Source organism: Sediminibacterium sp. FW305-C-61 (assembly GCF_058231065.1).
On record NZ_JBIQXR010000002.1, the window covers coordinates 834274 to 854906 of the forward strand.

The following is a 20633-nucleotide window of genomic DNA, read 5'->3' on the forward strand; positions in this document are numbered from 1 at the left end:
CAACAATGACTACAAGATGTTGAAATAAGAAATAGGTAATTAACGCTGACAAATTCAAAAAGCTCGGAGTAATTAAGCTTTTTCCCTGCTTTTTAACACAGCTACTGTAAGGCGGCTTATACAAACCAGCTTCTCTCTTTCATCATAAATTTTTATTTCCCAAACCTGTGAGCTAGCTCCAATATGTATAGGTTTGGCAATACCGGTAACCAGTCCGCTTCTTACACTACACAGGTGATTGGCATTTATTTCCTGTCCAACACAAATAGCTTTTAAAGGATCAACCGTTAAAGCAGCGCCCACACTACCAAGTGTTTCAGCAAGTGCAACGGATGCTCCACCATGCAATAAACCATAAGGCTGTTTGGTTCTATGATCTACAGGCATGGTAGCCTTAATATAATCGTCGCCTATTTCAGTAAATACCATTCCAAGATGTTCACCCATGGTATTTTTCCCGAGAGGTTGTACGTCGGATATAGATAAGGAAGGGTTAAACCAGATGGACATAATTATTTTTTAATAGACCGTATAACGGCTTCAGGTAAAAATGGAGATGCATCCCCTCCATTTCTAAGGATATCACGTACAATGGTCGATGCTACTGAAGTATATTTTGGTTCACCGGTAAGGAATATCGTTTCTATATTTTTATCCAGTGTACGATTAGCATCAGCAATGGTTTTTTCATATTCAAAATCGCTCACGTACCGAATACCGCGAAGAATAAATTTCGCCCCAATCTCTTTACAATAGTTTATGGTAAGTCCTTCATACACCACACTTTTCACTTTTGGCTCATCATGGTAAATTTCCCTAAACCATTCCATTCTCTGCTCCGGACTGAACATAGGCGATTTGGCAGCGTTGATACCAATACCAATATAAATCTGATCAAACAACGGCAAGGCCCTGTTAATAATATCAACATGCCCCAACGTAACCGGATCGAATGTACCAGGGAATAAACATATACGCATGGTAAAGGATTATGACTACGAAGAAAAGGAAGAAAACAGAGAAATAAGAAATAAGGAATAAGAAATTAGAAAGTTTATTCCAAACTGCTCCCTTTCTCATTTCTTATTCCTTATTTCTTATTTCTCTGTTCCTCACGCTCCCGCGAGCAAATACAGCACCGCCATCCTAACCGCTACCCCATTTTCAACCTGATTTAGCACAATGGAGAATGGCCCGTCGGCTACATCGCTGTCGAGCTCTACGCCACGGTTAATCGGTCCGGGGTGCATGATTACGATTTCTTTGCCCAGGCTTTCCAGCAATCTGCGGTTAATGCCATAGGCCAGGTTATATTCACGAAGTGAGGAGAAAAGCGGTTGATTTTGCCTTTCCAGCTGGATACGCAATACATTGGCCACATCACACCATTGTAACGCTTTCTTGAGGTTATATTCAACCCGCACGTCCAGCGCTTCCTGTATATATTTCGGAATAAGTGTGGGCGGACCTGCAATGGTTATTTCAGCACCCATTTTGCGAAGCAGATACATGTTACTCAATGCCACCCTGCTATGCATAATATCTCCTATGATGGCAACTTTTAGTCCTTCTAGCTTCCCAAGTTTTTCCTTCATGGAAAAAGCATCTAATAATGCCTGTGTAGGGTGTTCATTGATACCATCGCCTGCATTTACAATGGCTGCAGGAATATGTTTTGCCAGAAAGTGGGGAGCACCAGATGCGCTATGTCGCATTACTACCATATCCACTTTCATGCTCAGTATATTATTCACGGTATCTAAAAGGGTCTCACCTTTTGCCGCAGATGATGTGGTAGCTGCGAAATTAAGGACATCGGCCGAGAGCCTTCTTTCAGCCAACTCAAAAGACATCCTTGTACGCGTCGAATTCTCGTAAAACAGGTTTACGATGGTCACATCGCGCAATGAAGGCACTTTCTTAACTGGTCTTTGTAAAACTTCTTTGAATTGCTCGGCAGTGGTAAGAATTAATTGAATATCGTCTCTTGTGAGATCTTTAATACCAAGGAGATGTTTGGTAGAGAGTTTCATTAAAAAGCAAAGATAAAGTAAAAATAAATACCAAGAGGGATTGTTGAATATCAGATGGCAGATGTCAGATTTGAAATATGTGCTTGCTATAAATCTGACATCTGCCATCTGACATTCAAAAATCTACACCAAAACAACCTCATCCACCTCATCTCTTTCCTTCCAACAAACTTTTACTTTCTGGGAGATGATGGTGTCGATGGTTTTGCCGGTGAAATCGGGTTGTATGGGTAGCTCCCTGCTGAAACGCCGGTCGATGAGCACACAGAGCGATACTTTGGATGGGCGCCCAAATGCCAATAAAGCATCCAGCGCAGCACGTATGGTTCTTCCGGTATATAACACATCATCGATCAGGATCACGTGCTTATTCTCCAAACTAAATGGAATGTCCGTCGTATTGGCAATATGCAGGCTTTTGCGAACATCATCCCTGTAAAAGGTAATATCCAGTTTACCATATTCAATAGTGTCCTTATTAACCAGGGATGCTAATTCTGTAACAATACGATCACTCAAAAATATGCCACGGGGTTGCAGTCCAATAATAACCGTATTGTCCAGCGTTGCGTTGTTTTCCAGGATCTGATGGGCCAGTCTTTTAACCGTTAATGCCAGTTGCTGACCAGATAATATCGTCTTCAAGCCAAATTTTTAATAAAAATAATTGCTTTCATTGATACGACACATGATTAATTCCGAAAGAGGTGTGTTAATTTGCCGCCTATGTTCCGTCTCAACCAACTTTCCTTGCTTCAGTTTCGCAATTATCCGGGTCAAACCTTCGACTTTGGTGAGAGGATTGTAGGTATTTGCGGGCCAAACGGAACCGGTAAAACAAACCTGCTGGATGCCATTTATTACCTGAGTTTCTCCAGAAGCTATTTTTCCCGTCCTGATTTGCAAAATGTACAGCACGGTAGTTTGGGTATGCGCTTACACGGACAATACACCGTTGAAGCGATAGATAAAACGGTTACTTTGATTGTACGTGAAACAGGAAAAAAGGAATTACAACTGGATGGGGAGCCCTATAAAAAATTCTCTGATCATATCGGTAAGTTACCGGTTGTAATGATTGCACCTGATGATGTAGAACTGATCAGCGGCCCTGGAGAAGAAAGAAGGAAATTCCTGGATACTGTTATCTCACAGATCGACCCACATTACTTACAACAGCTTATCGATTACAATAAAATTTTACAACAGAGAAACAGCCTGCTAAAGCAGGTGGCCGAAACGGGCTTACAAGATGAAACCTTATTCACTATCTTAAACGATCAACTAAGTAAATCAGGTACCGCGATATTTGAGACCCGTAAAAATTTTCTCCAGAATTTTTTACCACTCGCCTACAGTATCTATGAACGAATTGCCCGTAGCAACGACGGAATAAACTTATCGTATCAAAGTCCATTGTTACAAACAGACTTCCCCACCCTATTGCAACAAAACCGGCTTAAAGACCTGGCACTGCAAAGAACCAGCTCAGGTATCCACAGAGATGATATAATACTTCAGATGGGTGAGCAATTGTTTAAAAATGAAGCGTCCCAAGGACAAAGAAAAAGTTTACTCTTTGCCCTCAAACTTACTGAATGGCAGATATTAAAGGAACAAAAAGGTTTTACACCGATTCTATTGCTTGATGATGTATTTGAAAAACTGGATGACCATAGAATGAGTCAGCTTCTCCATTGGGTCTGCGCCGAAAGTGATGGCCAGGTATTCATCACTGACACTCACCCGGAAAGACTAAAACAACAATTGGAAAGCATTGGGATGGGATTTCAGATGATCAGCTTGGAGAAGGGGTGAATTGTCAATTGTGAATGGTGAATTATAGATACAAAGGAGATTGATGCCAGTTGGATATAAAACCTATTGACAATTCACAATTGACAATTCACAGTTGACTTTTCAGTACCTTTACACCATGTCTGAATTCCATATCGGCGATGCCATCAAAGGCTTTTTGCGTAAGAGTAATTTAAAGAACGGTGTTCGTGCTGTTCAGATAGAAGAGATATGGGAACAACTGATGGGAAAAACCATTGCAAGGTACACAGACAAAATTCAGATCATCAATCAAAAACTCTTTATCACCACCAGCGTCGGCCCTTTAAAAAACGAACTCCTTTACCAGAAAACCCAGATTATTGAACGGGTCAATGAAGCATTTGGAGAAACCGTGATTAATGAAGTGGTTATACAGTGAGATGTGAATTGTCAGACGTGAATTGTCAATTGTGAATTGTCAATAAGGTTTGTAAAGTTGGCATTATTCTTATTTTGTCTCTTTTATTCACCATTGACAATTTACGCCCACATTCACCATTGACAATTCACATCCCCTCATTTACGAATCCTCGGATCCACTGCGCTATACAGCAGGTCGGCGATCATGTTTACAAATATGAAGAAGGTTGCTGTTATTAAAACGCTGCCCATTACTACTGGGAAATCGAGTTTTTCTAGGGCATCTACGGTTACTTTGCCTATTCCCTTCCAGCCAAAAATATATTCTACAAAAAATGCCCCGGCCAATAATTCAGCAAACCAACCTGTGACCGCTGTAATAACAGGATTAAGCGCATTACGCAAAGCATGCTTTAATACAATGGTGCTTTGTCCAAGTCCTTTGGCTTTGGCAGTGCGGATATAGTCCTGATTCAGTACATCAAGCATAGCACTGCGTGTTAATTGTGTAATGATGGCCAGTGGACGTATACCTAAGGTTATTGCTGGCAATACCAAATTCCGGAGTTGAAGCGTACGTCCTCTGAATGGATCGATATCATATAGACTACCGGTCATTTCGAGTCCGGTATAGTTACTGAATACAAATCCAAATAAATAGGCCAATACAATTCCCATAAAAAAGGAAGGTGCAGAGATGCCCAGCACACTGGCAAATACAGAGCTGGTATCCATCCAGGTATCTTTTTTAACTGCTGCTATTACGCCCAAAATAATACCCATGATGGTGGCAAAAGCCATAGCCGCAAAGGCAAGTACAATTGTGCCTGGCAGAGCTTCTGAAAGTACCGCCGAAACATCTTTTTTGGTTTGATAGGATTTTCGGAGATAAGGAACTTTAAGCGCAAATTTTGTTTCGCCACCAATAAAAATGCCCTTTAATTCTTTTCGTTCAATTTCTGTCTTGCTATGAATACTTACTGGTGATACATCATTGAGGTAATACACAAACTGTTTCCACTTCGGCTGATCGAGTGCCAGCTCTTTACGGATATTCTGTATGGTGGCGCTATCGCCTGTTTGACCTAGCACCAGTCTGGCAGGATCACCAAAGCCCTGAAACAAAAAAAATACAATCACCACCACCCCTGCCAATACCAGCAGACCATAACTTATTTTTTTGATGAGGTATTGTAGCATGAAGCAAATTATGGTATCAGTTCATCGGCCACTAAAAGTGGTAATTTGTTGGTTATTCGTGAGCCTGACATCAAAAAGCAGGTTGGGTTAACCCTTGCTGCAGTTTTTATAACTGTTGCGTCGCAACGAATAATAGCTGTACCTGGAAATAGTTGTGATGCTTTTTCTGCCTCTGCTGTTACAATAGCCACTGATTTGTTTGCTGCCCGCCATTTCTCTTTCAGTGCATTAAACTTCTCTTTCCATTTTGCTGCATTGCTCATGTCTTTTGCTAGTATCAGCACATAAGGCTCTTTGTTGGCAAAAACAGCATCAGTAGTATCTGCGCCATCTAGATTTTGAAGGGAGAAGTCAACAATTTTTGCAGCTAGTCCATTCCCTTTTCTGGCTAGTTTGTCTTTGCGGTTGATATATTCATAGGTAGAATCAAAATCATCCGGAAAGGATGACTGATCGAAGAATACCGATTTACCCTCTTTTTTATATTCAAACTCGATAGCAAAACTATCTGGTATGGCACCAACAGGCGTTTTCATCTGTTCAACTATATCATTCCCTTTTTTGTAGGGCAGGCAGTCTACCAGTGGCAGATATTTTAATACATACCATTGTAAACCTGCGGTAGCAAACAAACTGAGTATTACATACATAATGGCTCCAGACTCACTCATCATGGATGATACCTTTTTGTTGGTAAACAATAGAATAAGGATCAATACAAGCAAGAGCAGGTCTTTCCCGAATGACATAGCAGGTGTTAAAGGCAAACAATCACCAAAACAGCCACAGGTTTTAATTTTTCCGGAAAACAGTGCATATCCGGTAAGAAAAGTAAAAAACAGGATCAGCAGTAAAAGCATCCAGCTAACACTTCTTTTGCGCCAGCCAACTATTACAGCAACACCTGCCACTACTTCCAGCACGTTCATGATCAGTGAGAAAACCAGGGTATAATCATTCAGGAAATGCCATCCCCACACTTCAAAAAACTCCTGCATTTTATAACTCAATCCTAATGGATCATTGGCCTTAATGAGTCCGGAGAAAATAAACAGGAGTCCTACAAACCATCGGATAAGTGATACAAATGTTTTCATTTGTTTATTTTGGTTTTTACTGATCAATACTACGCTAGCTATATTATGCTGCATGTTTCCCTTCTTCAATCAGGATCAGCGCAAAAACTGCATAATTGATGATATCTACATAATTCGCATCAATGCCTTCACTGATGAGGGTTTTGCCGTCATTATCCAATATTTGCCGGATACGAAGGAGTTTAACGAGAATCAGATCGGCAAAACTTTCCTGACTCATTTCGCGCCATGCTTCACCGTAATCATGGTTTTTATCGAGCATGGTAGCTTTTGCAAATGCCACATAGCGATTATAGCGTTCATCTACCTGTTCAACCGGCATATCTTCTACCTGGGGATTATTCAGCTCAAGTTGAATCAGTCCGATTACCGCATAATTAATGATCCCTTTGAACTCTGAGGGAATATCATCTCCTATCTTTTGTGTTTTAAGGTCTTGTATATTACGGATGCGAAGTGCCTTAATAAAAATCTGGTCTACTACTGATATAGTTCTTAACACGCGCCATGCAGTACCATAGTCTTTGGTCTTTTTTAGGAATATATCCTTGCAACTGGCAATAGCTGCATCATATTGTTGATTCGTATTACTCATTTTTCCGAAACCTGTTAAGGGCTTTGATAATATCTTTGTTCTGTGGATGCAATATAAATGAAACCAGCAATGTTTACACTGAACTGCAAAGGAAGATTACTCACAATTGACGAGCCCATTGTTATGGGCATCATTAATGTTACACCCGATTCGTTCTATGAAGGCAGCAGAAAGAACAGTGTAACATTGGCTTTGGCTCAGGCTGAAAAGATGATTGCAGAAGGCGCCACCATCCTCGATATTGGGGCACAAAGCACCCGTCCGGGTAGTGAAATTGTTGGGCCAGAGGCTGAGATAAGCAGACTCAGTGGTACTATTGAAGCCATTTCAAAAGCCTTTCCAGATGCCATAATTTCAGTTGATACTTTTTATAGTGAGGTTGCCAGACAGGCCGCTAATATGGGCGCTTCGATGATTAATGATATCAGTGGCGGTAATTTTGATAAAGCGATGTTAGCTACGGTGGCAGATTTAAAAACATCCTACATATGCATGCATGTAGCAGGTGATGCACATTCAATGCATAAATCGGCTGTTTACACGGATGTAGTATCCGATGTAATGGATTATTTCATTGAAAGGATGAAACAATGCTATGCTGCTGGCATAGCGGATATCATACTTGATCCAGGATTTGGTTTTAGCAAAACACCGGATCAAAATTTTCAGCTTATTCGCAAGACTTCAAGTTTTGTTGCCCTGGGAAAACCAGTATTGATAGGTGTTTCACGAAAATCTACGATCTATAAAACATTAGGCATCAGTGCCGAAGAAGCTTTAAATGGCAGTACTGTATTGCATACTGCTGCCTTATTAGGGGGCGCTCATATCATCCGCACACACGATGTAAAGGAAGCGATGGAAGCTATTAAACTCACCAGATTTCTGAAACTATAAAAAGCTGCAAGCTACATGCTGCAGGCTGCATGCTTTGATTGGTGCTTGTTTTAGGATTTCTGCTAAAGAAATTTCTAACCTCATTTTATGTACTACCTGTTATAAATAGAACACGGATTTTCATGATAGGTCATGAAAATCCGTGTTCAAATGTACGAGACACTTGTAGCTCGTGTCTTGTAGACCATAGTCCATGGTCCATTGCCTTACTATGGTCTATGGACTATGGACCATTAACTAACGCGGCATTGGAATATTACCAGGCGCTGTACCTTCTGCTGGTTTTGGAGCGGATTTCACGATATCTACCACTTCAATATCAAAGCCCAGATTAGCAAATGGAGGGATCACAGGTGCTGAACCTTGTATGCCATAAGCCAGCATAGCTGGTATAACCAAACGCCCCTTACCACCTTTTCCGAAGAAACGTAATCCTTCTTCCCATCCTGGCATCACGGCACCAGTACCCATATCTACAGTGATGGGTTGAGCATTTGGATCCATATTGGTTTCAAATACTTTTCCTTCGTTTGTTTTACCCAGGAAATATCCTTTGTAACGTACAATCGCAGTATAACCAGAATCGGCTTTCTGTCCTGTTCCTGCATTCTGAATTTCAACCTGCAGACCTGAATTGGTTGAAGTTACTTTCAAGTTCTTTTTCTTAGCGTATTCTTTTACTGCATTGATTTCTTTTTGTTTCTCAATTGCAATTTCTTTCTCATAATCCGCTTTCACTTCATCCTGTGTATTAAATACTTTGAGGATTTCGAAGCGGCCATTGATCAGATCGCCTTCTTTAAACATATCATTGTATTCCATCACCTGCATTTTCTTCAGTGTATCAATGAACAAGGTAAAGTCTACCTTATCACCAGCACCGCAAAGTGTAATGATCTCAGTGAATGTATGTTTACCCAGACGGGCAGTATCTACAGGGAAATATACAGGCAGGTTATCGTAAGACGATTGTAAGATGGTGTCTTTAGATTTCAGTTTGTATTCGATGTGCATCTTAACAAACTGTCCATGTTTCAGTTTTTCTTTGCTCGTCCCGCTGATCTTGTACGTCATTCCGGAAGGTGCTTTTTCATATTGGTTACAGCTTGCAAGCAATACGATCGCCAGTAACAGCGAGGTGGTTGTTCTCATCATTGTTTATTGTAGTTGATTTTGATAGGTTTTTATGATTTCTTTGAAACGTTTTACTGTTGCCTCAAGGCTTTCACTGCTTCTTCCGCCGGCTGCATTTTTGTGTCCGCCTCCTTCAAAATGCTCACGGGCAAAGGTATTCACGTCAAAATCGCCCTTACTCCTAAAGCTCCATTTTCTTTCTTCGTCGCGGTCTATCACGATTGCGCCCAGTTTAATACCTTGAATAGTGAGCAGGTAATTTACCAAACCCTCTGTATCACCGGTTTTAATATCAAACTTTTGCAAATCAGCCTTTGTAATATACATCAGACTTGTATTGTATTCATATAAAACTTCCATTCGGTTGAGCAGTGCATGCCCGATAAAGCGCAACCTGTTTTCCAGAAAGCTGTCGTATATAAAATCGTGTACCCTGGTATGGTTAAGACCAATATCCTTCAGGTGTGCCACCATGCGATGTACAGAGGCAGTAGTTGCCGGAAAACGGAAAGACCCGGTATCGGTCATCAAGCCCGTATACAGGCATTCAGCCATCGTAACATCCAGTAAATTACCATGACCAGAAGCCATGATAAAGTCGTACACCATTTCACAGGTTGAACTCTTACTGGTATCGCTTGTACCATAGGTAAACGCTTCTACCTGTGGTTGCTGGTGATGATCTATAAGTATCTTGGTACACTTTGCATTTGTTAACACCTGTTCCATGTGTTTCGTACGGTGGAGCACATTAAAATCCAGACAGAAAATAACTCCTGCATTGTTCACCAGTTCGGTAGCCAAATGTTGTTTGGCTTCATAATCAATAACGGTATCTACTCCTGGCATCCAGTTAAGAAAACCTGCCCAATTGGTGGGCGAAATAACCTGTACATCGTGTCCCAGTGCCTTAAGAAAATGGTAGAGTCCCAGTGCCGAACCCATGGCATCGCCATCGGGTTTTTGGTGCATGGTAATTACAGCTTTAAATGGCTGGTTCAGGGATGGGAAAAATAAATCAGTCGACTGCATCATAGCGTGGCGGCAAAATTGGGGTTTCCAGACTGTTTCGGCAAATCAATTTAGCCCCATTTAACAAAATACCTGTGATTTAGTCCACAAAAAGTCCCGGTTTGACGTACTTTTGCGGCCGAAATAGATAAAGCAAGTATATATGAGCAACAGAACATTTACCATGATTAAGCCAGATGCCACTTCAAAAGGTTATACCGGTGCCATCCTTGATCAGATCATTAAAGCCGGATTCAGTGTTAAAGCAATGAAATGGACACGCCTTACCCCAGAGCAGGCCGGTTTATTCTACGATATTCACCGTGAGCGTCCTTTTTTTGGCGAACTGGTAGAATTTATGAGCAGTGGTCCAATCGTGGCAGCTATCCTTGAGAAGGAAAATGCAGTAGCTGATTTCCGCAAATTGATTGGTGCTACCAACCCGGCTCAAGCTGAAGAAGGTACCATCCGTAAATTATATGCAGCTTCTGTAGGCGAAAATGCAGTTCATGGCAGCGACAGCGATGAAAATGCAGTGATTGAAGGAGATTTTTTCTTTTCTAAATTAGAAAGATTCTAATTAAAATCGTAACTTTATAGAATAAAGCCATCCAAAATGCAACTGGGTGGCTTTTTTATTGACTATCTCGATAGTAAAAATATTATATGGAGTAAACTCACCGCAGAGAAATGGGTTAACGGAGTTTTCGCAGAGAGTTCAATAGGAAAAGCCACCCAGTTAACGGATGGCTTTTCTTGCTTAATAATCCAATTTCCTGCCTTTAGTTATTATCCTGTCTATTTTTTTTGAGAAAACAACCATTTTAATAAACCAGGTTCCGCAAAAGCGGGGTCCCAACTATTGTGGTTTGCATTGGGGAACAGGGTAAACTGAACGGATGCTTTAGCTTTCTTTAATGCCTGAACCATTTGTTCTGAGAAAGCAGGCAACACCACATCATCCTTCCCTCCGTGAAATACCCACCATTTGGTTTTTACCAATTGAGGAGCAGTTGCCGGGTGCGCACCCCCACAAATGGGAATGGCGGCACTAAAAAGTCCTGGCATTCGTCTAACCAGTTCAAAAGTTCCCATTCCGCCCATTGACAGGCCCATCACATAAACCTGATTTAGCTTTACCGGATATCTTTCCAATAAATTCCCTACCAGCGATTGTAACATAACCATTGCTTTTGATGGTTCACCTACCGGGACAAAATAGAAGGTCCTTTTACCGGTTTTACTTCCATTCATTACAGCCTGTACATTACTCCAGTAACTATTGGCGGCACATTGGGGAAATACTACAATGGCTGGATAATTTTTACGAATACTATCCTGTAAAAACATCTTTGCCCCATGGGTCAATTGCTTTTCGTTGTCGCTGCCGCTTTCTCCCCTTCCATGCAGGAAAAGCACCAACGGATATTTTTTAGCCGGATCGTAATTTTCTGGCAGTAACACCCTAAAAGGCATAGTATCCCCATTCTGGGTAAGCCATTGCTTTTCGAACAGGTTTAAGTCTTGCGCTTTTAGTATTGTTGCCGTTACCAAAAGCAAAAGAGAAAGACATAGTTTACGCATGGTGGATGATTTATTTGATATGCGGACTTTCAAATCCCAGTTTTTTTAATCCTGTTTGAATTTCGGGGCAGCTCATGAAAAGATTCCACAATAAACCACTGCGGTAATTTTCCATCATCACTACAATAGGCCCCTGGTCAATTGCGAGATACCTTGGCAGGTACCAGTTTTCTGTATCACTGAATGCATCATAAAAACCAAATGGCCCCCATAGATTGTTTTTCTTGTTGAGGTACCAGTTTTTCATAGCTGCCATTGATTCTTTAGGTGTATAAGGAAAAGAAGAAAGCGCTGCTGTAGGCGAAATAACTCCGATATCTCTTTTTTCACCCGGTGCATGACCCGCATACCCTTTTACGGAGTAACTGGAGGTGAGTCCCCAGCTATCAGGTCCATACCCGATAAATTTCTTAGGATTATCTACGCACCACTGGTAATTGATGCGGGCATGGTTAATATTTTCTTTGCCATAGTCTGCGTATTTGTCCTTTAATCCACGTGGGTCAAGACCCAGGTAAGAATAATGCGACCAGAACAAAGGACCAGAAAGGTCTGCATCACCCTGATGGTGCATTTGCAATTTGATGTCTTTGTAACCGGAAGGTTGTTGGTTAATTAATCCATTCTGTGCCCAGCCTTCGTGGTATACTTCGGCTGGTACTCCATGTGTTGGCGATGATGCAGCAAGTACATACATAATGAGGCATTCATTATAACCACGTACCGGAAAATTCATTTTCCATTCATTGTTAGGACTCCAATGCCAATACAATACATTTTTTCCGTTACGGTACCAGTTGAAATCAACTTCTTTCCATAGCGCATCAATTCTTCCTGCAAGTGCTTTTTCAGCGGCGTTACCATCTTTAAAATATTGACGCACGCATAAAAGTCCCTGGATCATAAAAGAACTTTCAACAAGATCACCACCATCATCGTAGCGACTGAAGGGTTGTACTTTTCCGGTTTCGCCATTCCACCAGTGTGGCCATGCGCCATGAAAGCGATCTGCTTTTTCCAAAAATCCAACAATCTTTTCGAGTCTTTCCCTACCCTGGTTCCTGGTGATGAAATTCCGTTCAATTCCAACAAGAATGGCCATCACACCAAATCCGCCACCTCCACTTGTTACCACATGCTTATCGTTTTGTGGATAGATATTATCATTGTGGTAACGTTCTCTGGCAAGACCACTGTTCGGTTCTGCCCCATCCCAAAAATATTGGAAGGTGGCACGCTCTACATCGGTAAATATTTTTTCGTCTTCGGCAGATGCAAAAACGACTGCATTATTGGTTAGGGCATTTTTTTGTTGTGCCATGGGTTTGCATGAACTTAGTAGTAAACATGCAAAGGTGATACCTATCAAACGCATAGATTGTTTTTTTGGGCGACCATAAAATATGGGCAGACCAGTATTTAGTACTGGTCTGCCCGCTATTAATGAATAGATTATTTATTCGCTTTACCTAAGTTAAACAGCGATTTAATCTGCGCATCAGGCAGGGCACGGTTATAAATGCGGATCTCATCAACCTGACCTGTCATAGGAGCAAAACTTACGTCTGTACTTACAGATTTACCCGGAATACCATTGTAGTTTGAGCCGATGATTACTTCACTGGGTTCATAAGAATTGAAGAGGTTATTACCTACACCCCTGTTAGGGAATCCACCAACTTTAACACCGTCGGCCCAGATATCAAATACACCGGTATTGGTTTCATAGGTTAACAGGATATGTGTCCATTTATCCATACCAATAGTAGGAGATAAATTGTTGTTGAGGTTATCCTGCGTTCCGCCACCAACAGTACTGAAAGTAGGCTGTATACGGAAGGTGGTGGTATTAGATGCAGGGAATGATTGTGTGTTCAACGCAAAGTTGATATTACCATTAAAAACACCTGGACGGGCCAATTGAAACAGCATCGTTCTTTTAGTACCATTGTTCAGGATTTTAACCCAGGCACTGATGGTAAAGCTTTTGAATGATGCTGTTTTAAAAGCCTGGAACTGTGTAGGGAAATACAGGTATCCTGCAGTAAGGCTAAGTGCTTTACCACGAACACCACCAGCCACAAAAGCATCATTAGCAGTTGAGCCTGGTGCTGTTCCGCTTTTCAGTTCATTTTTGGTGTCGTCGAAACTCCAGTAAGCAATAAGGTTATCTGGGAAAACGTCATCAGAACTTTTATATCCGTCGATGGTTCCTTCGTAGGTTGCTGTGCTTACCGACGGTAGATTATTAGGGTTACCATCTTTCTTACAGGATACTGCTGCTACTGCAATTGATGCGATGAGCAGGGTCCTGGTTATTTTATGTGATGTTGACAATAACATGATGTAATTTTTTTAAAGATTCAGGAATCAATAGCCAGGGTTCTGTGTAAGCACTCCTGCACTTAAATCGATCTGTGTTTGTGGAATAGGTAATAAAACATCTCTTGCATTGCTGAAAGCTGTTTTACCGTGCGCATTCAATACAGTTTGCGCTACTCCCCAACGTACCAGGTCGAAGAAACGATCGTGTTCCATCGCCAATTCTACACGGCGCTCTTTTCTAATTGCATCACGTAATGTTGCCTGATCTGTTGCTGTTACGTCTGGCAGAATGGCGTTATTACCTGCGCGAGCCCTTGCGCGTACTGAATTCAATGCATTTCTTGCCGCTGTAATATTCGCAGTACCTCCAACTTCATTCGCTGCTTCTGCATACATAAGAACAACGTCGGCATAACGTAGTATACGCACATTCATCCAGTAACCAAATCTGTTTCCGATAGATGCACGCAAAGCCGGGTTAGTATATACTTTGTTATTGTAGCGTGGATTAGGTAAACCAGTTGGGAGGTTCTCTCCATAAAGGGTTTGATAAGTAGTAGTATTTGTACTGGTGTACATGATGGTTCTGTTCTTCCTTGGATCATTTGCTTCATAAGCTGCTTCAAGATCGGTTGTTGGTGTGTTCCAACCCCATCCGAGATCCCAGATACCAGCACCTCTTACACCCTGTATTTGTGCGTATTGTACACCATTGTTACTTGGAATGGCAGCCGTTGCTGTAGCCTGTACTTCAAATACTGATTCTTTGCTGTTCTCCCCTTCTTCGCGGAAAATTCGGTCATAAGATGTAGAAAGATCGTATTGACCTGATGACATAACAGCATTGGCCGCGCCCATAGCTTCGTTCCATTTTTGCTGAGTCAGGTAAACTTTAGCCAGTAAACCATTTGCTGCGCCTCTTGTTGCGCGTCCAACAAATTTTGAATCCCATGATGGAGGGAGATTTGAGGCTGCAAATACCAGATCCGATTCAATGAAAGCATATACCTGTGCTGCTGTACTTTGGGGTACATTGTTTTGTTGGGCTGGATTATCAAACAGTTTATCTATCAATGGAACCCTTCCGAAAAAGCGCACCAGGTTGAAATATGCATAAGCCCTTAAAAATCTTGCTTCTGCAATTGTTTGCTGTTTGATCTGATCAGTGGCCGTAATGGTGGTGTTGGTATTTACTTCATTAATGGCGCTATTACACCTGGTAATCATGGTATAATAACCTAACCATAGGGTATTACAAAAACCATTGCTTGGCAAAACAGGGAAATTATCCATAGTGATGGCATTCGAACCTCCATCAGCCGGTGTACTTCCTTTATCAGCATCATCGCTGCGAATACTTGCAGCGGTAATAAATGCCTGGCTATGCACATTAAAGTTCCTCAGTTCATTGTAAGCGCCGAAAATAAACTGATCGTAAGGACCAGAGCCACCTGGATATGGGTAGTTGTCTGCATCATAAGCGCCCTGACGTTCCGTATCGAGGAGTTTTTTACATCCGGTCCCCATTAACAACATACTCATGGTTACAGGAACCAGGTAAGTCATTCGGAATATTTGTTTAAACGATTTCATATAACTAGTTTATAAAGTCTTTTAAAATGTAAGATTGATACCCAGAGAATAAATAGATGGTACAGGATAAGCACCATTATCTGCTCCACCACCCAGGATGCTTCCGATAAGTGGCTCAGGAGAATAACCGGTTACCTTGCTCCATGTTTTGAGGTTTTGTCCATTCAGGTAAACCCTTGCACGCTGAATACCAATTTTTGATAACAGGGTTTTCTTGAACGTATAACCAATCTGTAAGGTTCTGATACGGAAATAATCACCTGGCTCTAAGTAATAGGTACTCATGAGGAAATTATTACCACGTGTATTATCAAGAATTGGTTCTACGTTGTTTGTTCCGGGAGCAGTCCAGGCATTTAAACGATTAGCTTCATAATTCAGCACTGCGAAAGTTGCGGTACGACGCTGCGTATAAATTTTATGTCCAGCCATACCCTGACCTTCAATCTCAAAATCAAATCCTTTATAGCTGATAGCGATATTACCGCCAAAGCTGTATGGAGGGAATGGACTTCCTATATAACCTCTGTCGGCAGGGGTGATTTGTCCATCGCCATTGATATCTGCATAAGCGATATCACCAGGTAATGAATTGGTGAATGCAGCTGTTTTTTGTAAATCGGCTGTTGACTGATAGATTCCTGTTTGGGTGTATCCGTAGAAATAGCCAATTGATCTTCCGGTGGTAGTAAGGTTTGCACCGCCATTACCAATGATGGAGAAATTGAAATTGTTACCAATTGAGTTCACCACATTGTGGTTATAGCTGAAATTAGCTCCTACACGGTAAGAAAGATCTTTGCCGATGTTGTTAGTCCATCCCAGGTTTACTTCTACTCCTTTGTTGGTAATGCTACCGAGGTTGGTAAAATAACTGCGGGTTTCATTTGGCAGGGTAACACCTGTTAGGATATCTGTGGTTGTTCTGTTATAATAAGTAATTTCTGCGTTTAACTTATTATCAAAAGCTCTAAGGTCAATACCAATATCTATACCCTTAACTTTTTCCCAATGCAGGTTTGGATCAGGGATATAAGCAGCTTGTATTGAGCTGTATACATTATCTCCAAAAATGGCGGTTGAGGCATTCTGAATACCTGGTCTCCAGAGGTTATCTGCAAAACCATTTGCATTACCCGTTAAGCCCCATGCTGCGCGAAGTTTAAGGAAATTGATTTTTTTCACTTTAGAGAAGAAAGCTTCATCGCTCACAACCCAACCGGCACCTACGCTTCCGAAAGTACCCCAACGGTTTTCAGGTGCAAATTTTGAACTACCATCTCTTCTTACCGTTGCATTCAGCAGGTATTTTCCTTTATAAGAATAACCAACCCTTGCAAAACCACCAGCGATGGCATTTTCCGTACCACCACCTGAGTTTGAAATCGGGTTATTGATATTGATGATACCGAGGTACCAGAAATCAGGATCATTGGGAACATTGATTGATGTATCTCTGCGGGTACCTCCTACGGAAGAACTTTTGTTGTAGATGGTAGTAAAACCAGCTACGGCATTGATATTATGTCCGTTTCCGATACGCTTGTCGAAACTAAGTGTATGGTCTTGCTGGAAGCGGCTTGCTTCGCTTTGGCTCTGACCAACAGATGTTCTTGCTGCATTATCAAATGTAGTGGTGGTTGGTGATCCGTTTTCGCCCAGGTTAATGAACGAATAGGGTAACGCAGTATAGTTACGTGTGTTATCGAATACCAGATCAGTATAAACTGTAGAGCGCCAGGTAAAGTTTTGCAGGAATTTGATTTCTGCAAACAGGTTACCAATTACACGGTATTGTTTATCGATTGTTGTTCCATTGTTCCTGTTCAATGCAGCAATAGGGTTACCTACTTGAGCACGTTGGAAAGAAGGCATGCTGTAATATGTATTGGCATCCTGCTGAATTGGTACAATGGGTGCTGCCCAAAGTGCATTGGTAATAGATGCTGCAGCCGGGTTATTAACTGAATGGTAACCGGTAATTCCACCACCCACTTTAATCTTATCATTGAAACGCAATTCTTCATTCAAACGAATGAGGTAACGTTTAAAGCGGTTATCTCTTAATACACCTTCCTGATCTGTATAACCGATATTCAGGTAAGTAGTAGATTTTTCACCCGTATTTGAAATACTCAGGTTGGTTGAACTGATTACCGCATCGCGTAATACCAGGTTCTGCCAGTTTGTATTGGCTGTATAGTTGGAATAATCAAATGGAGCTGCTCCTAAATTCGCCAACTGTGCGTTATACAGTTTCTTAAAACCATCCGCATCAGTAATTTTAATTTTATCCTGTACGGTCTGCACACCAATAGAACTTTGCAATTCGATGCGTGTTTGTCCTCTGGCTGCTTTCTTAGAAGTAATGGCAATAACACCATTGGCGCCTCTTAAACCGTAAATAGCAATAGATGATGGATCGCGCAGGATATCGATTGTTTCAATATCTGCGGGATTCAGGAAGTCGATATTATCGTGTAATACCCCATCTACTACATATACAGGACTTGCAGAGTTGGTACTGTTAATACCACGAATCCTAACTACCGGAGTAGCGCCTGCCACACCGGTATTGGCAACGGTTAAACCTGCAACCCTTCCTTGTAAAGAAGCAATAGGGTTAGTAGCTGGTCTGTTCGCAACTTCTTCTCCTTTGATGGAAGAAACGGAACCGGTAAGGTCTCTTTTTCTTTGGGTACCATAACCAACAACCACGATTTCATCGATTGCTTTCTCGACTGGTTTCAAAGAAATATTAATGGTACCGTTGGCACTTACTTTCTGTTCGATGGTATTGAAACCAACATAAGAGAAAACAAGGATGTCGCCTTCTGCAACAGCAATAGAGAAATTACCAGCAGCATCTGTAATGGTTCCGCGGGTAGTTCCTTTTACAGCTACGGATACATCTGCTAAAGGAGTGCCGTTATTGTCGGTAACTTTTCCTTTTATATCTGGTGGCGAAATAGGTTCCGGTTGAACAGAGCCTGTTACTACTGGTTCTGGAAATTTGCGTTTTACCACAATGGTTTTATCACTGATGGTATAAGACAGTAACTGATCTTTAAAGCAAAGTGCGAGTACGTTTTCGAGTTTTTCGTTACGTACAGAAAGACTGATGGGCTTAGCGTTTTTGATGGCATCATCGGCATATAAAAACTGGAAACCCGTCTGTTTTCTGATGTCTTCAAATATGCGCTGGATCGAGATATTTTCACCTTTGATGGTTACTTTTTGTGAGAAGCCCGCTGCACTGACCTGTAGACAGGCGATGATCATAAAAACTGTGGTTAGTTTCATAATCTTTAGCGTTTGATTTGCCCTCCGGAATATGAGTCCTGGAGATTGGCAAACAGAAGTTAAATACATAGATTTGTAAGGATTGAGTAGTTAATAAACAGTTATTCAGGCTGTATTGTACGACTTGATCAGATTCGCCGGATGCTGCTGCAACAGTGTCCGGTTTTATTTTGCAAGTCTTCCATTCGTCTGTCAACCGTCGCTACCCATGGGGAACATAAACAGTTGTTTCATATATGGCGATTTATTGTTAACGTGTTACAGTTACCTGTTTGCCTTCAACCTTAAACTTCACTTCACCTGTTAGCTCCAGCATTTCAAGCACTTTTGAAACATTATTGTTTCTGGTAATCTGGCCGGTGAACTGCATCCCCACATTGGTTTTGTAATGAATGTCTACATCGTACCACCTTGATAACTGTCGCATAATACTTGACAGGTCAGTGCTCTTGAATACGAATAAGCCATTCTTCCAGGCCATCACTTCTTCTGTATCAATATTGTTTACCACATTGATCCTTCCCTTTTTATTCATCCTGGCCTGTTGTCCGGGTTGAAGTATTTTCATCTGTTGCTGATCCTTTTCATCGGTTGCAAATACTTTTACCGAGCCTTCAATCAGACTGGTTCTCACCTGCACTTCATCTTCGTAGGCATTCACATTGAAATGGGTACCCAATACTTCTATAGAGGATCTACCTGCAGTAACCTTAAAAGGTTTTGCGGCATTATGCGCAACTTCAAAATAAACCTCCCCTGTTATCTGCACCTGGCGGTCTGTTCCACGAAATGCGGTTGGAAAGCGTATAGATGATGCAGCATTTAACCATACTTTAGTACCATCTGCCAATGTGATCTGGTATTCGCCACCACGCGGAGTAGAAATGGTATTATAGTATATCTTATCCACGTTAGCTGGCATTTCTCCATTTTTCGTTTGGTAGGCCACCAACCCATTATCCAATTTTTTAACCTGTGTTAAACCCTGATTGCCCAAAACGCCATTATTAGCACTATCAAGTACAATTACCGAGCCATCATCCAGGGTTAGCGTAGCTTTATTACCTCCTGGGGCAACATCATTGGCAGGAATCGGAGCTTTTAAAACTAAGGGCTGAGGTTGTGGCTGAATATCTGCTTGAATAAAATAATAAATACCCGCTGATAACAATATGATTATCAGTGCAACAGCAGCAGGAATTCGCCAGTTCCTGTTCCGGCGTTTAGTTTCGGATTCAGCTTTCATTTCATCTGCCAGCAAACTCTCCTGCAATCTGGCTTCTATACGATTAGCCAGTATTTCCTCATCCATTAACTCATCATAAGTCGCAGTAGTTTGTTGATCATCGAAACCATGATACCAATTGTCCAAAACTTCCTTTTCAGCCTCTGACAATTGCCCCAACTCGTATTTATGGATCAGTTCCTGAATATGATCTGGTATGTGCATACAGTATAGTGTGCTGAAAAAGCATTTACACCCACGGAAGTGGGAAAATTTTTTGATGTCTGATCGCTGATGTCTGATTTGGTTGAATTCCTTAACCCTAAAATTCTAAATCAGACATCCGACATCAGACATCAAACATCAGACATCAGACATCAGACATCAGACATCAGACATCAGACATCAGACATCAGACATCAGACATCAGACATCAG

19 protein-coding genes are annotated in these 20633 nt (G+C 41.5%); 4 read left to right on the forward strand and 15 right to left on the reverse strand.

All coding sequences use genetic code 11. The features are described 5' to 3' along the window. Nucleotides 1-72 precede the first annotated feature (72 nt). The 4 genes from ACH30E_RS08885 to pyrR form a co-directional block, all read right to left on the reverse strand. Nucleotides 73-510 carry a hotdog fold thioesterase gene (locus ACH30E_RS08885; RefSeq protein ID WP_490824507.1) on the reverse strand — a complete coding sequence of 146 codons (438 nt, stop codon included), beginning with the start codon at nt 508-510 and terminating at the stop codon, nt 73-75. Nucleotides 511-512: 2 nt separating this feature from the next. After that, nucleotides 513-980: a pantetheine-phosphate adenylyltransferase gene (gene coaD, locus ACH30E_RS08890; RefSeq protein WP_294995461.1), complete on the reverse strand. Its 468-nt coding sequence runs from the start codon at nt 978-980 to the stop codon at nt 513-515. A gap of 132 nt (nt 981-1112) precedes the next feature. Continuing rightward, nucleotides 1113-2033, reverse strand: a complete 921-nt coding sequence (locus ACH30E_RS08895) for an aspartate carbamoyltransferase catalytic subunit (RefSeq protein WP_294995464.1) — start codon at nt 2031-2033, stop codon at nt 1113-1115. Nucleotides 2034-2156: 123 nt separating this feature from the next. Then, nucleotides 2157-2678, reverse strand: coding sequence for a bifunctional pyr operon transcriptional regulator/uracil phosphoribosyltransferase PyrR (pyrR, locus tag ACH30E_RS08900; RefSeq protein WP_294995467.1), 522 nt, complete (start codon nt 2676-2678; stop codon nt 2157-2159). Between the two features lie 81 nt (nt 2679-2759). On the opposite strand from pyrR, the gene recF reads away from it, so the two are divergent. After that, complete coding sequence (gene recF / locus ACH30E_RS08905) at nt 2760-3851, forward strand: DNA replication/repair protein RecF (protein WP_490824509.1); 1092 nt, start codon at nt 2760-2762, stop codon at nt 3849-3851. Nucleotides 3852-3969: 118 nt separating this feature from the next. Beyond that, nucleotides 3970-4251: a DciA family protein gene (locus ACH30E_RS08910; protein WP_294995475.1), complete on the forward strand. Its 282-nt coding sequence runs from the start codon at nt 3970-3972 to the stop codon at nt 4249-4251. Nucleotides 4252-4388: 137 nt separating this feature from the next. On the opposite strand, the gene ACH30E_RS08915 is transcribed toward ACH30E_RS08910, so the two are convergent. The 3 genes from ACH30E_RS08915 to ACH30E_RS08925 are packed head-to-tail and all read right to left on the reverse strand — an operon-like array spanning nt 4389 to nt 7124. After that, a complete protein-coding gene (locus tag ACH30E_RS08915; RefSeq protein WP_490824510.1) occupies nt 4389-5432 on the reverse strand; it encodes an ABC transporter permease in 1044 nt (347 codons plus the stop codon). 8 nt (nt 5433-5440) lie between these two features. After that, nucleotides 5441-6529, reverse strand: a complete 1089-nt coding sequence (locus ACH30E_RS08920; protein ID WP_490824511.1) for a BT_3928 family protein — start codon at nt 6527-6529, stop codon at nt 5441-5443. A gap of 43 nt (nt 6530-6572) precedes the next feature. Further along, complete coding sequence (locus tag ACH30E_RS08925) at nt 6573-7124, reverse strand: DUF1599 domain-containing protein (protein ID WP_294995483.1); 552 nt, start codon at nt 7122-7124, stop codon at nt 6573-6575. A 69-nt stretch (nt 7125-7193) separates the two neighbouring features. Between ACH30E_RS08925 and folP the strand changes: the two genes are divergently transcribed. After that, complete coding sequence (gene folP / locus ACH30E_RS08930) at nt 7194-8021, forward strand: dihydropteroate synthase (RefSeq protein ID WP_490824512.1); 828 nt, start codon at nt 7194-7196, stop codon at nt 8019-8021. 237 nt (nt 8022-8258) lie between these two features. Here the strand turns inward: folP and ACH30E_RS08935 are convergent, their stop codons facing one another. Beyond that, a complete protein-coding gene (locus ACH30E_RS08935; protein ID WP_490824513.1) occupies nt 8259-9173 on the reverse strand; it encodes an FKBP-type peptidyl-prolyl cis-trans isomerase in 915 nt (304 codons plus the stop codon). Nucleotides 9174-9179: 6 nt separating this feature from the next. Next, the gene (locus ACH30E_RS08940; RefSeq protein ID WP_294995492.1) at nt 9180-10190 is read right to left on the reverse strand and encodes a DHH family phosphoesterase; all 1011 of its coding nucleotides are present in this window, start codon (nt 10188-10190) and stop codon (nt 9180-9182) included. A gap of 139 nt (nt 10191-10329) precedes the next feature. On the opposite strand from ACH30E_RS08940, the gene ACH30E_RS08945 reads away from it, so the two are divergent. Beyond that, the gene (locus tag ACH30E_RS08945; protein ID WP_294995495.1) at nt 10330-10746 is read left to right on the forward strand and encodes a nucleoside-diphosphate kinase; all 417 of its coding nucleotides are present in this window, start codon (nt 10330-10332) and stop codon (nt 10744-10746) included. Between the two features lie 218 nt (nt 10747-10964). Here the strand turns inward: ACH30E_RS08945 and ACH30E_RS08950 are convergent, their stop codons facing one another. The 6 genes from ACH30E_RS08950 to ACH30E_RS08975 form a co-directional block, all read right to left on the reverse strand. After that, on the reverse strand, nt 10965-11750 hold the full coding sequence (locus ACH30E_RS08950) for a carboxylesterase family protein (protein WP_490824514.1): 786 nt from the start codon (nt 11748-11750) through the stop codon (nt 10965-10967). 10 nt (nt 11751-11760) lie between these two features. Next, nucleotides 11761-13071 (reverse strand): glucoamylase family protein, encoded by a 1311-nt coding sequence (locus ACH30E_RS08955; protein ID WP_294995501.1) that lies wholly within the window; start codon nt 13069-13071, stop codon nt 11761-11763. Nucleotides 13072-13202: 131 nt separating this feature from the next. Beyond that, entirely contained in the window at nt 13203-14093 is an 891-nt protein-coding gene (locus ACH30E_RS08960; RefSeq protein WP_294995504.1) for a LamG domain-containing protein, read from the reverse strand. 27 nt (nt 14094-14120) lie between these two features. Continuing rightward, a complete protein-coding gene (locus tag ACH30E_RS08965) occupies nt 14121-15668 on the reverse strand; it encodes a RagB/SusD family nutrient uptake outer membrane protein (RefSeq protein WP_294995507.1) in 1548 nt (515 codons plus the stop codon). 21 nt (nt 15669-15689) lie between these two features. Next, nucleotides 15690-18971 carry a TonB-dependent receptor gene (locus ACH30E_RS08970; protein WP_294995510.1) on the reverse strand — a complete coding sequence of 1094 codons (3282 nt, stop codon included), beginning with the start codon at nt 18969-18971 and terminating at the stop codon, nt 15690-15692. Between the two features lie 250 nt (nt 18972-19221). After that, on the reverse strand, nt 19222-20421 hold the full coding sequence (locus ACH30E_RS08975; RefSeq protein WP_490824517.1) for a FecR family protein: 1200 nt from the start codon (nt 20419-20421) through the stop codon (nt 19222-19224). Nucleotides 20422-20633: the final 212 nt, after the last annotated feature.